Annotated in this window: 16 protein-coding genes; 14 read left to right on the forward strand and 2 right to left on the reverse strand. The window is 35.3% G+C overall.

Features of this window, described 5'->3' with window-relative positions:
* Positions 1 to 23: 23 nt before the first annotated feature.
* The 9 genes from ACIP9W_RS02095 (at position 24) to phoU (ending at position 9,776) form a co-directional block, all read left to right on the forward strand.
* Complete coding sequence (locus ACIP9W_RS02095) at positions 24 to 1,655, forward strand: Na/Pi cotransporter family protein (RefSeq protein ID WP_400785534.1); 1,632 nt, start codon at positions 24 to 26, stop codon at positions 1,653 to 1,655.
* A complete protein-coding gene (locus ACIP9W_RS02100; protein ID WP_282244178.1) occupies positions 1,655 to 2,134 on the forward strand; it encodes a DUF456 domain-containing protein in 480 nt (159 codons plus the stop codon). The genes ACIP9W_RS02095 and ACIP9W_RS02100 overlap by 1 nt, the downstream gene beginning before the upstream one ends.
* Positions 2,135 to 2,249: 115 nt before the next feature.
* The gene (locus tag ACIP9W_RS02105) at positions 2,250 to 2,858 is read left to right on the forward strand and encodes a superoxide dismutase (protein WP_400785536.1); all 609 of its coding nucleotides are present in this window, start codon (positions 2,250 to 2,252) and stop codon (positions 2,856 to 2,858) included.
* Between the two features lie 96 nt (positions 2,859 to 2,954).
* Entirely contained in the window at positions 2,955 to 5,189 is a 2,235-nt protein-coding gene (locus ACIP9W_RS02110) for a peptidoglycan D,D-transpeptidase FtsI family protein (protein WP_400785538.1), read from the forward strand.
* Between the two features lie 181 nt (positions 5,190 to 5,370).
* Positions 5,371 to 6,366, forward strand: coding sequence for a PstS family phosphate ABC transporter substrate-binding protein (locus tag ACIP9W_RS02115; RefSeq protein ID WP_142538328.1), 996 nt, complete (start codon positions 5,371 to 5,373; stop codon positions 6,364 to 6,366).
* A gap of 82 nt (positions 6,367 to 6,448) precedes the next feature.
* Complete coding sequence (gene pstC, locus ACIP9W_RS02120; RefSeq protein WP_400785540.1) at positions 6,449 to 7,396, forward strand: phosphate ABC transporter permease subunit PstC; 948 nt, start codon at positions 6,449 to 6,451, stop codon at positions 7,394 to 7,396.
* A 1-nt stretch (position 7,397) separates the two neighbouring features.
* On the forward strand, positions 7,398 to 8,276 hold the full coding sequence (gene pstA, locus ACIP9W_RS02125) for a phosphate ABC transporter permease PstA (RefSeq protein ID WP_400785542.1): 879 nt from the start codon (positions 7,398 to 7,400) through the stop codon (positions 8,274 to 8,276).
* A gap of 20 nt (positions 8,277 to 8,296) precedes the next feature.
* On the forward strand, positions 8,297 to 9,097 hold the full coding sequence (gene pstB, locus ACIP9W_RS02130) for a phosphate ABC transporter ATP-binding protein PstB (RefSeq protein ID WP_400785544.1): 801 nt from the start codon (positions 8,297 to 8,299) through the stop codon (positions 9,095 to 9,097).
* Between the two features lie 19 nt (positions 9,098 to 9,116).
* On the forward strand, positions 9,117 to 9,776 hold the full coding sequence (gene phoU, locus ACIP9W_RS02135; protein WP_142538332.1) for a phosphate signaling complex protein PhoU: 660 nt from the start codon (positions 9,117 to 9,119) through the stop codon (positions 9,774 to 9,776).
* Positions 9,777 to 9,935: 159 nt separating this feature from the next.
* Here phoU and ACIP9W_RS02140 read toward each other — a convergent pair whose 3' ends face one another.
* Both ACIP9W_RS02140 and ACIP9W_RS02145 read right to left on the reverse strand, forming a co-directional pair.
* Positions 9,936 to 10,403 carry an endolytic transglycosylase MltG gene (locus ACIP9W_RS02140; RefSeq protein WP_400785546.1) on the reverse strand — a complete coding sequence of 156 codons (468 nt, stop codon included), beginning with the start codon at positions 10,401 to 10,403 and terminating at the stop codon, positions 9,936 to 9,938.
* Complete coding sequence (locus tag ACIP9W_RS02145) at positions 10,400 to 10,753, reverse strand: hypothetical protein (RefSeq protein ID WP_400785548.1); 354 nt, start codon at positions 10,751 to 10,753, stop codon at positions 10,400 to 10,402. The genes ACIP9W_RS02140 and ACIP9W_RS02145 overlap by 4 nt, the downstream gene beginning before the upstream one ends.
* 173 nt (positions 10,754 to 10,926) lie before the next feature.
* On the opposite strand from ACIP9W_RS02145, the gene rpmG reads away from it, so the two are divergent.
* The 5 genes from rpmG (at position 10,927) to ACIP9W_RS02170 (ending at position 15,274) form a co-directional block, all read left to right on the forward strand.
* Complete coding sequence (rpmG, locus tag ACIP9W_RS02150; protein WP_093265860.1) at positions 10,927 to 11,076, forward strand: 50S ribosomal protein L33; 150 nt, start codon at positions 10,927 to 10,929, stop codon at positions 11,074 to 11,076.
* Positions 11,077 to 11,147: 71 nt separating this feature from the next.
* Entirely contained in the window at positions 11,148 to 11,720 is a 573-nt protein-coding gene (locus ACIP9W_RS02155) for a 5-formyltetrahydrofolate cyclo-ligase (protein ID WP_400785945.1), read from the forward strand.
* Between the two features lies 1 nt (position 11,721).
* Positions 11,722 to 11,916: a YqgQ family protein gene (locus tag ACIP9W_RS02160; protein ID WP_400785550.1), complete on the forward strand. Its 195-nt coding sequence runs from the start codon at positions 11,722 to 11,724 to the stop codon at positions 11,914 to 11,916.
* A gap of 224 nt (positions 11,917 to 12,140) precedes the next feature.
* Positions 12,141 to 14,045: an LTA synthase family protein gene (locus ACIP9W_RS02165; protein ID WP_400785552.1), complete on the forward strand. Its 1,905-nt coding sequence runs from the start codon at positions 12,141 to 12,143 to the stop codon at positions 14,043 to 14,045.
* A 116-nt stretch (positions 14,046 to 14,161) separates the two neighbouring features.
* Positions 14,162 to 15,274 (forward strand): YqgU-like beta propeller domain-containing protein, encoded by a 1,113-nt coding sequence (locus ACIP9W_RS02170; RefSeq protein ID WP_400785554.1) that lies wholly within the window; start codon positions 14,162 to 14,164, stop codon positions 15,272 to 15,274.
* Positions 15,275 to 15,276: the final 2 nt, after the last annotated feature.

Below are 15,276 nucleotides of genomic sequence, written 5' to 3' on the forward strand. Positions count from 1 at the left end.
CGAAATAGGAGTTGAATTACAACGTGGAGCTGAATTGGCAAGAGATGCTCTTTGAGTTTTTTGGTGGATTAGGGATTTTCTTATTCTCCATTAAGTTTATGGGTGACGGCTTACAAAAAGCTGCGGGAAATAAGTTGCGGGATATACTTGATCGATATACAACGAATCCACTAATGGGAGTTGTTGCAGGACTACTCTTTACTGTATTGATCCAATCTAGTGCTGGTACTATTGTAATTATTATTGGACTTGTCAGTGCTGGCTTTTTGACTCTCCGCCAATCAATTGGAGTAATCATGGGTGCAAATATAGGGACAACAATGAAAGCATTTCTATTTGGCTTTGAAATTGGAGACTTTGCCTTACCGATCATGGCGTTAGGTGCATTTATAATATTTTTATTTAAGAAGAAAATGGTACAGCATATTGGGGAAGTTGCTTTTGGATTTGGTGGCTTGTTTTTAGGATTAGAATTAATGATGAGTGGGATGAGTCCCCTGCAGAAATTATCCTCCTTTACTGATTTCACCTTACAAATGAGTGATCAACCATTATTGGGTGTAATAGCAGGGACAGCTATGACAATTCTCATTCAAAGTTCTAGTGCTTCTGTGGCAATCTTACAAGGAATTTATGCCGAGGGCTTAGTTACTTTACATGGCGCTTTGCCTATTTTGTTTGGTGATAATATTGGTACTACTATTACAGCGATTCTTGCTTCTATAGGAGCCTCAGTCAGTGCAAGGCGAGCTGCAGCTGCGCATGTACTGTTTAATGTTGTGGGAACAATTGTATTTCTGATTTTCTTAACGCCTTTTACTTTATATATGGAATGGATATCCGATGTGTTTTCATTGGAAAATAAAATGCAAATCGCTTTTGCGCATGGAACCTTTAATGTAGTCAATGTCATTTTGCAGTTTCCTTTAATAGGAGCATGGGTATACTTATTAGTGAAGTTCTTACCTGGCGAAGATGTGAATATTAAATATAAACCGAAACATCTAGAAGAAGATTTGATAGAAGATTTTCCTTCGATAGCTATTGGACAAGCAAAAGAAGAGATATTGCGTATGGGGAATTTTAGTATTCAGGGATTGGAGAAAACATTTGAATATTTAAAAACAGGAAATAAGCAAGATGCAGAAGATGCTTATCATTTAGAAGATGCAATTAATCATCTCGATACAAAAATAACAAATTATTTAGTGAAAATATCATCTCAACCTCTTTCAAGCCAAGATTCTACCAGGCACTTTATGTTACTAGGCACAACGAGAGACTTCGAAAGAATAGGAGATCATTTTGAAAATATTATAGAACTAATAGATTATCAAGATGAACAACACTTCCACTTAACGCAAGATGCTTTAGAGGATATCTCGGTAATGTTTGAGTTGACCATTAACACGGTAAAAAAAGCAGTAGAAGCATTAGATTTAAATGATGATTTCTTAGCGCAAGAAGTAGCCGAACAAGAACATGTTATTGATCGAATGGAGCGTCAATTTAGAAAGAACCATATTATTCGATTGAATGAAGGCTTATGTAGCGGTCATGCAGGAGTCATGTTTGTAGATATATTAAGTAATCTTGAAAGGATAGGTGATCACTCTGTGAATATTGCGGATGCTATTTTAGGTAAACGAATATGATAGAGATTCTTGGATGGATCTTAATAATTCTTAGTTTTATTGTTGCGTTTGTTGGTATATTTTATCCGATTATCCCTTCAGTAGTTTTTATGCTGATTGGCTTTGTTTTATATGGTCTGTTTTTCACTTTTGAAGAGTTGAATTGGATGTTTTGGGTCATTCAAGTGTTATTTGTAGTATTGTTATTCAGTGCAGACATGGCCGCGAATGCTTTTGGAGTAAAGAAGTTTGGTGGTACAAAGGCTGGCGTATGGGGAAGTACAATCGGTTTACTCGCAGGACCTTTTGTGATACCGGTAGCAGGAATTTTAATTGGACCATTTCTTGGAGCAGTGCTTGCGGAGCTAATTGTAACTAGAGAAGGCTTTAAACAAGCAGTAAAATCTGGAGTTGGTTCATTGATCGGCTTCCTGACATCTTCTGTGGTGAAGATTATCATTTTAATTGCGATGCTTGTTATTTTTATAATATTTATCTAAGTTCAGTCAAAAGTATGAGAATATATTAGGTTCTTTTCGTTGAAGGTTTTCTTTAATTTTGATACGCTATTATACGGAAAGAATTTTCTAAAATATTCTTTAGGAGGAAACAAACATGGCATACGAATTACCACAATTACCTTACGCGTACGACGCACTAGAACCACATATTGATAAAGAGACGATGAATATTCATCATACGAAACACCATAACACATATGTAACAAACTTAAACAATGCAGTAGCTGGCAAAGCTGACCTAGAAAGCAAATCGGTAGAAGAGTTAATCGCTGATTTAGATGCTCTTCCAGAAGATATTAAAACTGCAGTACGTAATAATGGTGGCGGACATGCTAACCACTCACTATTCTGGGAAGTTATTACACCAAACGGTGGCGGAAATCCAACTGGTGAACTAGCTTCAGCAATCGATGCTAAATTCGGTAGCTTTGACGCTTTTAAAGAAGAGTTCGCAAAAGCTGCGACAACTCGTTTCGGATCAGGATGGGCTTGGTTATCAGTTGCTAATGGAGAATTAGAAGTGTCTTCAACAGCTAACCAAGATTCACCAATCATGGAAGGCAAAACACCATTATTAGGATTAGACGTTTGGGAGCATGCTTACTACTTAAACTACCAAAACCGTCGTCCTGACTACATCGGTTCATTCTGGAATGTAGTAAATTGGGATGAAGTTTCAAAACGTTACGAAGCTGCAAAATAATCTCATACAAAAAAGAAACTTAGCACACACTTTTACGTCTAAAAGTGTGTGCTTTTTATGTTACAATAAAGGTTAATAATGAAGATAGGTGAACTTATGCGAAAAATCCCAAACAAACGTGCACAAAGTGTAAAAGCGAAACAACGAGCTAATATTACTTTTCGTATGAATATACTTTTCTTTTCGATATTCATACTTTTTACGATCTTAATTTTGCGTCTAGGTTATTTACAAATAGTAAAAGGCGAAAATTATTCGAGAGATTTACAAAGAACAGAAGAAGTCCCGGTCAATACTAGTGTACCTCGAGGACGAATTTTTGATAGTGAAGGTAGAATTTTAGTAGACAATAAACCACAAAAAGCAATTACATACACCAAAATGCAAACAACTACCGCTAAAGATATGTATGAAATAGCAGAAGATCTAAGCTTGCTTATCGAAAAGGATATAAATGCAATAACAAAAAGTGACTTACAAGATTTTTGGTTATTTAAACATAGTGAAGAAGCGAATGATTTAGTAACAACTAAAGAGCGCAATAAAATTGAAAATGACGAAGACTTGTCGAAAAAAGAAAAAAATGCTGAGATTAATCGGTTAATACGAAGCAAAATCTCGGAAGAACAATTGAATTCATTCACACCAGAAGAGTTAGAAATAATTGCGATTTATCGAGAAATGGCTTCTGGGTACGCATTATCCCCACAAATTATTAAAGGGGGAGACGTAGCTAACAAAGCACTTAAACCTGGTCAAATTTCAGAAGAAGTTACTGTAGAAGAATTTGCACGAGTATCCGAACGTTTAGGAGATTTAAAAGGGGTCAATACCACAACAGATTGGAGAAGAGTTAAAAACTCTACACTTGCTATCTTAGGTACGACCACCTTACCCAAAGAAGGGATACCTAAAAACCGTTTAGATTATTTCTTATCGAGAGACTATTCTCGTAATGATCGTGTCGGAAAAAGTTATATTGAACAGCAGTATGAGGAAGTACTACAAGGACAAAAAAGTGTTGTCAAAAATATCACTGACGGAAAAGGTCGTGTCGTTGACATCCAAACTGTTTATGAAGGAGAGCCTGGAAAGGATCTCGTATTAACAATAGATAGTGAACTCCAAACTGAAATGGAGGCAATATTAGAAAAAAAATTAGTAGAAATGAAAAATAAAAATAAGGGAACAACATATTTAGACAGAGCATTTTTGGTCATGCTAGATCCATACACAGGAGAAGTCTTGACAATGGTAGGAAAGCAAATTGTGAAAGACTCCGAAACAGGGAAACAGACTGTACGAGATTATGCGTTTGCAGCTTTTACAACAGCATATGAAGTCGGTTCTACTATAAAACCCGGTACAGTACTTACAGGATATCGCGAAAATGCATTGTCTCCTGGAGACGTATTAGTAGATCAACCCATACGTATAAAAGGCTCTAACCCAAAAAGTTCCGTGTTTAACCGATATGGCAGAATCCCACTGAATGATTTAGAAGCAATTGAGCGTTCTTCCAACTCTTATATGTTTCAAATTGCATATCGTGTAGCTGGTAGAACTTATCAACCAAATCAAGGGATAAATTTTGGACCAGAAGCATTTCAGAAAATGCGTAACGGCTATGCGCAATTAGGACTTGGTGTTCCAACAGGTATTGATTTACCAGGAGAAGTGTCAGGAGTAGTGGGCGGTTTAGAAATGGGGAAACTACTCGACTTAAGTATTGGTCAGTATGATACGTACACCCCTTTGCAACTGGCTCAATTTGTTGCAACGCTTGCAAACGGAGGAAATCGAATTCAGCCTCATGTAGTGAAAGAAATTAGAGAACCGTCTGTTGATGGGGTGCAGCTAGGGAAAATTGTGAAAGAGATGACACCAAATATATTGAATACAGTAGATAATACAAGGGCAGAAATTGAACGTGTCCGTCAAGGGATGCAACGAGTATATTTTGGTAATAAAGGATCTGCTCGGTCTGCTTTTGCCAGTGCCCCTTATACTGCTGCTGGTAAAACAGGGACAGCACAATCTTTTTATACAGATCCTAAATTAAGAAAAAGTTTTAATACTGTCAATTTAACTCATATTGGATTCGCTCCATTTGATAATCCAGAAATAGCATATGCGATTGTCGTTCCACAGGCATCATTAGAGTCTAGTTACAAAACTAACTTTTTAACTCCAATAGCTCGAGAATTAGTTGACAAATATTTTGAGATAAAACAAAAAAATAATGAGTTAAAAGAAAATGAGTCTTCAGCAACACCACTCATTAAAGCTCCATACACAAACGATTCAATTGATGAAAAAAATGCCGAATGATATTCAAAAAAACCGACCAGCCTATTAATAGAATAGGCTGGCCGGTTTTTTTAGTTTTTAATCATTTTTTCGTGTAGTTTACAAAAGCTTTACATTACATTCATACCGACTCAACATGAAACCTTTAAAGTAGTTTTTGTAAGAAAGAAAAGAAAAACATAATTTTAGGGGGATTTACCTGATGAAAAGCTGGAAATATTTAATGATGACGACAATGATTGGCTCAGCGCTTGCGCTTGCGGCATGTGGAGATGACTCTGACACAGAGACAACGGAAGAAACTCCTACTGAAGAAACAGCATCAGAAGCAGGAACAGAAACAGAAACTCCTGCAGCTGAAGAAGCTGCAATTGAAGGAACAGTATCTGGTGACGGTTCAAGTACAGTAGCACCAATTACAGAAGCACTTGTTGAAGAATATGCAGGAGTACAACCTAAAGTTCAAGTAACAGCTGGTGTATCTGGAACTGGTGGTGGTTTTGAAAAATTTATCGCGGGCGAAACTGATTTCTCTAACGCATCACGTCCTATTAAAGAAGAAGAAGCTACGGCACTTGCAGATGCAGGTATTGACTTCACTGAATTTCAACTAGCGAATGACGGTTTAACAGTAGTAGTTAGCCAAGAAAACGACTGGGTGGAAGATATGACAGTAGAAGATCTTAAAAAATTATGGATCGAAGATGGAACTGCTAAAAAGTGGTCTGATATTAACCCAGAATGGCCAGCAGAAGAAGTAGTATTCTATTCACCAGGTACAGATTCAGGAACATATGATTACTTTGATGAAGTAATTCTTGATGGAGAAGATCTTGTTAAATCGGCAACTCTTTCTGAAGATGATAACGTATTAGTACAAGGTGTACAAGCTGATAAAAATGCAATCGCATTCTTTGGTTATGCTTACTACTTAGCTAACCAAGATACTTTAAAAGCTGTAAAAATTGGTGGGGTAGAACCTAACAACGAAACAATTGAATCTGGAGAATACTCTCCACTATCACGTCCATTATTCGTTTATGCAAGTAATAAAGCACTTTCTGAAAATCCAGCATTCTATGATTTCATGAAATATTCACTTGAAAATGCAGGTGAGATGGCTGAAGCAGTTGGATATGTAAGTCTTCCAGCTGAAAAGTATGAAGAAGGTCTATCTACTTTAGAAGGTTTAAAATAAGTTTACAGGTAAACCGGGTGTAAGTGAATGAGTAGCATAACTGCTACTCTTTTCTTACGTTTTGGTAAAAGGGGGATTCACCGTGGCTCAAAAACAAGTAACTGATCAACCATCAGTGCAAGAGCTAATTGCAAAATCAAGCAATAAAAAGCAAAAACAACTGGTAGAAAAATTAATACCAATTATTTTGTTCATAATTGCTTCTATTTCTGTATTAACGACAATCGGAATTGTTTTAACTTTGATTGTCGAGACAATAATTTTCTTTAAAGATATTCCTGTGTTTAGCTTCTTATTCGGCACAGAATGGTATCCATTTGCTAATAAGGAACCTGCTTTTGGAATTCTTCCATTAATCGCTGGAACATTAAAGGTAACGATTATAGCGGTAATAGTGGCAGTGCCGTTTGGTATTGGTTCCGCTATATTCCTAAGTGAATATGCTTCTGACACTACAAGAAGAATTATTAAACCAATTTTAGAAGTATTAGCTGGAATTCCGACAATTGTTTATGGTTTCTTTGCCTTAACATTTGTAACGCCGTTATTGCAACAATTTATTCCAGATTTAAAAATATTCAATGCATTAAGTCCAGGTATTGTTGTTGGAATAATGATTTTACCAATGATTGCGTCATTATCGGAAGATGCAATGTCATCTGTACCAAATTCAATTCGTGAAGGTGCACTTGCGATGGGGTCAACTAAATTGGAAGTAGCGCTAAAAGTAGTAGTTCCAGCCGCTTTATCAGGAATTGTTGCTTCTGTTGTACTTGCCATCTCACGAGCAATTGGAGAAACAATGATTGTTTCGCTTGCTGGTGGTTCTACGCCAAAATTTGATTTTGATGTAACAGGATCCATTCAAACAATGACTGCCTATATTGTGCAGGTTTCTTCTGGTGATGCGGGCTATGGAACCACAATTTACTATTCAATTTACTCTGTTGGTTTTACATTGTTCTTATTTACACTGGTGATGAACCTTATTGCTCACGCTATTTCGAAAAAATATCGGGAGGAATATTAAAATGAAATATATAAATCATGAATCAGTTGTAAAAAGAATGATGAGTCGTCTCACTATTAATAAAGTTTTTAAAGTAATTTTCTTTTTTGCTACATTATTCGCGTTACTTACATTAGCTATATTGTTTTATCGAATTATTACACAAGGTGTCGGTTATTTAACACCAGAATTTTTCCAAAACTTTAGTTCTCGTTTTCCTGCAAAAGCAGGAATTAAAGCAGCGCTTATTGGTTCTATTTGGTTAATGTTTGTAGTAGCTCCAGTATCTATTATTTTAGGAGTTGGAACTGCTATTTACTTGGAAGAATATGCGAAGAAAAATAAATTAAGTGATTTTATTCGAATGAATATCTCTAACCTTGCCGGTGTACCTTCAGTTGTATTCGGATTACTTGGTTTGACAATTTTTGTCCGAGCTTTGTCACTAGGAAATAGTGTATTAGCGGCAGGATTTACAATGAGTTTGTTAATACTTCCAGTTATTATTGTTGCGTCCCAAGAAGCAATTAGAGCTGTACCAAACGATGTCAGAGAAGCGTCTTATGGAATGGGCGCTACTAAGTGGCAAACAGTTGTAAAAATTGTATTGCCATCTGCAATTCCTGGGATATTAACAGGTGCAATTTTGGCACTTTCAAGAGCGGTAGGAGAAACAGCACCACTGATTGTAATAGGGATTCCTGTTATAATTCAGTTCCTTCCGACTGGATTACTAAGCCAATTCACCGCATTGCCTATGCAAATATACGATTGGGCAAAACGTCCGCAGCAGGATTTCCAATTTGTAGCTGCTGCAGGAATACTTGTTTTAATGATCTTTTTATTGATCATGAACTCGATTGCTATATTTATTCGTAACAAATTCTCAAAAAGGTATTAACTTAACTAGGGGGAAGTATAATGGTACAATCGTTAGAAAAAGGGTCAAATACGTTAAATGGTGCATCCATTATCGTTTATAATACAAAGCAGTTAAATTTATGGTATGGGAATCACCATGCATTGAAAGACATTAACTTGCAAATCAAAGAAAATGAAGTAACTGCGATCATCGGGCCATCAGGCTGTGGAAAATCAACCTATATTAAAACACTAAATCGTATGGTAGAATTAGTACCAACAGTAAAAACTTCAGGACAAATTTTATATCGTGAACGAAATATTTTCGATAATGATTATGGTGTGGAAGAGTTGCGCACAAAAGTAGGGATGGTGTTCCAGAAGCCAAATCCATTTCCAAAATCTATTTACGATAATATTGCATATGGTCCAAGAATCCATGGAATTAAAAACAAAAAGATATTAGATCAAATTGTGGAAAAAAGCTTGCGTGGAGCAGCGATATGGGATGAAGTAAAGGATCGCCTTCAGACAAATGCTTACAGTCTATCCGGTGGACAACAACAACGTATTTGTATAGCGCGTTGCTTGGCAATCGAACCAGATGTTATCCTAATGGATGAACCTACATCAGCGCTTGATCCTATTTCAACTTTAAAAGTAGAAGAACTTATTCAAGAACTAAAAGCAGATTATTCCATCATAATTGTTACACATAATATGCAACAAGCTGCTCGTATCTCCGATAAAACTGCATTCTTTTTAAATGGGGAAGTAGTAGAATTTGATAACACAGATGTTATTTTTTCAACGCCTGAAGATAAGCGTACAGAAGATTATATTTCAGGTCGTTTCGGATAAGGAAAGGGGTAAATGGAAGATGGTAGGAAGAGAAAAATTCGATGCAGAGTTACGAAAAGTACAAGACTTGTTATTGGAGTTGAGTAATACCGCTATAGATACATTGGATAAATCGATGGATTATCTATTAGGAAATGATATTGAAGGTGCCTTAACAGTCATTAATAACGATATTCATATTAACCATATGGAAGAGGAGATTAATGACCGTGTCATTTTATTAATTGCAAAGCAGCAACCAGTTGCAACTGATTTAAGAAGATTGATGGTGCTTGTAAAAATAGCGTCTGATATGGAGCGTATTGGTGATTATGCAGTTAATATAGCAAAAGAAACAATTCGTATTGGAAAAGATGAACATATTGAGCCAATTCATTTATTGGATGAGATGCGAGTTAAGACAATTTCAATGTTAAAGCAAATATTAGATGCGTTTATCCATGAAAATATGGAGGATGCTAAGAAAATTGCGAAACAAGACGATGAAGTGGATGAGTTGTACGGGCATGCTATTCGAACACTTTTAAATGTGGGAGTAAAAAAACCAGAGCAGCTTAGTCAAGTCACACAACTATCATTTGTTTGTCGTTATTTAGAGAGATCAGCCGATCATGCAACAAATTTAGCGGAGCGTCTACTGTATTTACTAAAAGGAAAGCATTACGAGCTAAATAATTAAAAGAAAAGCACAGAGTCCTTGTCAATAAGGGACCTGTGCTTTTTAAATATTGAATTCAAAAGAAGGTAAATTTATCTCCGCAATGATTTTCGTACCCAGGTGGTGGCTTTCGTCAGGTTATACTATAAGCCTTTATCTTTTCTTTAGAGGAGAGTCATTTTACTTGGTGATTATTTCCGCGATTTGTTTGATTGTCATAGTTGGAGTAAGTTCATATTGCCCGATTTGAATTTTACTGGATAGATCTTGAGCGACTAAATAATCTTCGAAATCCTGTTTATTTTGTATAATTCCTGCTTCTTCTAAGGATGTACTAATATCCCTTGATGTCATACCTGATTGGATATGTAGCACGGTATTTGTTGCTTCATGAGAGGGATTGTCCATAGTTTCTACCTTTTTTTCCATTTCAGGAGCCGATTGTTCGTTTTGAGCATTTTCTAAATCGAGTTGTAGTTGGGCTAATTGGTTCTTAACATTTTTTAATTCTGTTTGTGCTTGTTTGTATGCTTGAGGTGTAATTTCATCTTTTGCTTGGTCGTCCTCACCTACCATGAGCTGTATTTGAAATGCTGCACCGGCTAAGAATAATCCAATCCCGAGAAAACGGATTGTTGCCTTATTCATCTTTTACCACCACCGATCACTGATTGTACTTCTTCTACAGTAAGAGAGGAGCGACTGCTAATTTCTTTTAATGAATAGCCTTGCTTGTATAATTCAAGAATTTGATTTTTGATAATTTCATGCACGACTGGTTTTTTTGTATTTTTTTTAGGGCTTGTGATTTTCGTTGATTCGATCAATAATTCTTCTTCGATAACTTTTAATCTTCGTTTTAATGCACTTGTTTCTTGATACAAGGAGAAAGAAAGTTCTTCCACCTCAGCTTCTACTTTTTTGCTGGAATCCTTCAATAAAAAGGACAGGACGATCAATAATATACCTATAATCATAATGATGACAGAAAAATCCATTGCATTCACCTCTATACTAAAATTCTTATTTAATACTACCATATACAAAAAAACTTTGAATAATTTATTGTGTTAATTGTAGATTTTCTTGGATAATATGCTATAATTGATTAGTCGTATAAATCATGCTCAAGTTTTATATTTAATCCTGGCAAAGAGTGGGAGGGACAACCATGCGCGTTAATATTACATTAGCTTGTACAGATTGCGGAGAGCGCAACTATATTTCTAAGAAAAACAAGCGTAACAATCCAGAACGTCTTGAACTTAAAAAATATTGCTCACGTGAAAAGAAATCAACTCTTCATAGAGAAACGAAATAATAACTTAAACCAAAACCAAATGCGGTTTTGGTTTTTTTCTATTGTTTGGAGGGAATAACTTGTCAAAAACAATGCTAAGAAATGATATGAAAATCCGATTAGCATCTTTAAATCAGGAGTCCTATTTTATCTACTCAACAGAAATTGAAAATCGTCTTTTTATAGAAGAAAGTATGCAGAATGCATTTATTATTGGGATTACTATTTCTGCTTTTCCAGAAGTAAATACGGATGGTATTATAAAGCGTATATGGGAACTAGGTAAAACTGTTGTTGTTCCCAAATGCAACCCTAAAGATCGTTCTATGACTTTTTATAAAATCGACAACTATGACCAATTAGAAACAGTTTATATGAAGCTGTTGGAACCAAATCCTGATTTAACGGAAGCTGTTTTACCTGCAGACATCGACTTGCTTATTGTACCCGGTGTTGTGTATAGTGAAACAGGTTATCGTATTGGCTACGGTGGGGGGTACTATGACCGCTTTTTAACCAATTATACAGGACAAACAATCTCTTTAGCATTTGATTTTCAAATAGTGGATCAAGTGGAAACAGAGATGTTTGATCTACCAGTTGATAAAATTATAACAAATAAAGGAACAATTCCTTGTAAACAGAATCGCATAAAGGAAGTATAAGATGAATTCAGTATATGACGTTACGCAATTATTAAAACGTTTTGGTATTTTTGTATACACAAAAGATCGATTAGCTGATTTAGAAATGATGGAAGAGGAAATAAAAGAGCTTTATCGCATGCAAATGATTGAAGTGAAAGAATACCAATTAGCTTTACTTTTATTAAGACAGGAACAAAGCAAATATAAGAAATAGCAACGGCAGATACACAGGATATCTGTCGTTTTTTTATTTTTTGTAAAAAAATGAAACTTTATTGATTGTACAACCGTCTATATAAGAAGGGATAAGAATAGGAGACACATTATATAATAACATTAATCCTATCCATTATTGTTGATTTATTGTGAAGAAAGTATTAAGATATACTCTGTGACTTTACATATTTTTAAAGAGTGAAAAAAGGGGAGGATGTAGGCGTGAGAAAGAAAAACTGGCCAACACATTCTATTCTTGTTTTAGCTATTGTGGCCACATGGATAAAAACCTATATTGTTTACCACACGAGCTTTGATATGAAAATCGAGAATATAATGCAACAAGTAATACTATTTATAAACCCGCTCAGTTTTATATTGTTTATTTATGGAATTTCTTTGTTTTTTAAAAATCCTAAAACGAAAAATAGATATATCTTAGTTACAAGTATAATTCTTTCTGTAGTGCTATATGCAAATGCTGTATTTTATCGATTCTTTACAGATTTCATTACTCTACCGGTATTATTCCAAACAAGTAATTTTGGAGATCTTGGTACATCGGCAGCAGAGAGCATTTATTGGTCGGATATTTTTTACTTCACAGATGTAGTAGTAATAATTATTGCAATGAAATGGTTAAAAATTAGAGAAGCAACGTCTGTTATTAAACCTACTGTAAGAAGAGCATACTTTGTGTTAACGGCAGCAATATTGTTTCTGAACTTAGGTTTATCTGAAATCGAAAGACCACAATTGTTAACAAGAAGTTTCGACCGTGAAATGTTAGTAAAAAACATTGGCTCATACAATTATCATTTGTATGATTTGTATATCCAATCTAAATCGCACGCACAGCGAGCGCTTGCTGATGGAAGTGAGCTTGTTGAAGTAAATAACTATGTTCGTTCGAATCAAGCAGAACCAAACGCAGAAATGTTCGGTCTTGCAAAGGGCCGTAATTTAATCGTCATTTCTATGGAATCATTACAAAACTTTGTGATTAATAATGATATGAATGGGCATGAAGTAACTCCGTTTTTAAATTCATTAACACAAGATAAAGATACATTTTACTTTTCAAATTTCTACCATCAGACTGGTTTAGGAAAAACATCCGATTCTGAATTCCTAGTAGAAAATTCCCTTTACCCTTTAAGTGGGGGAGCTGTATTTTTTACGCATAGTGGAAATAAATTTCATTCGATGTCTGAGAGCTTGAATGAGCAAGGTTATTTTACGAATGTAATGCATCCGAATAATAAGAGTTTCTGGAATCGTGATATGATGTATCAAGCACTTTCCATTCAAAAGTATTATGATGTGAACAGTTATGTAGTAAACGAAGGAGATGCGGTAAACTGGGGAATGAAAGATATTCCATTCTTTGAGCAATCCGTTAGACATATGAAGGAAATGCCGCAGCCCTTTTATTCACGTTTAATCACATTAACGAATCATTATCCATTTGACTTAGATAAAGAGGATCAATTAATACCTCCATATGATTCTAATTCACGAACGCTAAATAAGTATTTTCAATCTGTTCGTTACATGGATGAGGCTTTGAAAACATTATTTGACGAATTGAAAGAACAAGGGTTATATGATAATTCCATTATCGTAATGTATGGAGATCATTATGGTATTTCTGAAAATCATAATAAAGCAATGTCTCAATATTTGGAAAAAGAAATTACACCATATGAATCTGCAAAGTTACAACGTGTACCATTCTTTGTTCATATTCCGAATAGTGGAAAAGGCGGAGAAATTACAGAGACTGCTGGTCAAATAGATATTCGACCGACTATTTTGCATTTGCTTGGTGTAGAAACTGCTAAAGACATGCAATTAGGTGCAGATGTATTTTCTAATGAACATGAAGATTTCGTTATTTTCCGAAATGGTGGATTTGTTACGGATAAGCTGGTATTTGCCAATAATGCTTGTTATGACAATGCTACTGGGGAAGAAATCGCCATCGATAGCTGTCAGCCATATATAGATCGGACTACACAAGAACTCGGCTACTCTGACCAAATTATTAATGGGGATTTACTCAGATTCTACGATTTAAAAACAGGTAATCTGTTATTAGATCAGACAGAACCAAAAAATCCATAAGAAAAAGCACAGACATCTGTCGTCTGTGCTTTTTTTGTGAAACAAATAGCAAGCTAAGACGTCTAATGATGTGAGCATGATTTTAGTATACAGAAATAGGTGAAGGGGGGAGTATATTGAAGAGGGTTGTCATACTAATTTTGTGCATATTTTTTTTGCAAGCGTGTAAAGAAAAAGATATTCAAATTGAAATTCCAGATTCTACAGGTAATGTAGAAGCACCACAATCTTCTCCATCTGATGTTGAAATTGCTCCCTCTAAAAAGATTCCGATCCTACAATTAGAGCGTTCTGTCTTCCATAGTGTTATTGGATGGTTGTCAGATGATGAAATACTTTTCATTTTAATGGAAAATGGAGAGTGGACGGTTCAATCTTATACATTATCAACGGAGACATGGAAAAGTATCTATGCAACAAAGACCCCAATTATTCAAGGTGAAATTCATCCGGGTAAAGAAATGATTCTTTTACATACATCAAGTAATTCCTCCTCTGCAGAAGTTCTTTTATTACATAAGGATGGGTATGTATTGCAAAGTTTACTTTTCGAATCTGCCGAAATTTATATGAATTGGAACCCGGAAAATCCAAATCTAATCGCATTCTCGACTTTTTACGAAGATTGGACATATGATACGTTTATTTATGACGGAACAACCCAAAATTTGAAAACAATCGAAGTGGATAACCCATTTATCAAATGGTATGATGACAATCGTTTAATGGTGTTTAAATGGAATGAAAGTAGTCTGGATGGAAGTGAATTATTATTGTATTCCATAAAGGATGAGGTTCTGGAAGTAACTAATTGGAATCATCTATTAGATGTTCAAAATTTAGGGGAAAGCATGCTTTATGTAACTATAAACGAACAACAGGACCAATTTGAATATCGATTAGAAGAGAAGGAGAAGAATCGGGTATATGAATGGACCTCTCCTGCTGTTAGCAATTATTCAGAATGGGTTATGCCGAATATGTCTATCATTCAGCCAGATAAGTTAATGATCCTTCAATCGAAGAAGTCTGGTAATAAGGATGAGTTTACAGATAAAAGTGTACTTTCTAGCTTTTCACTAGATGGGACAAAGCAATTTGGTGAATTAGGTGATGGGCCAATCGACTGTTCTCCGAATGGAGCGGTTTGTCTTGGTGGATATGAAAAAGAAAATTGGATTCAATTAGATCCATTCCAAGAACAGGTTTGGTTAGAGTTGAAAGAATAGAA

Origin of the sequence: Psychrobacillus sp. NPDC093180 (genome assembly GCF_044754065.1) — a bacterium.
Lineage (GTDB): Bacteria > Bacillota > Bacilli > Bacillales_A > Planococcaceae > Psychrobacillus.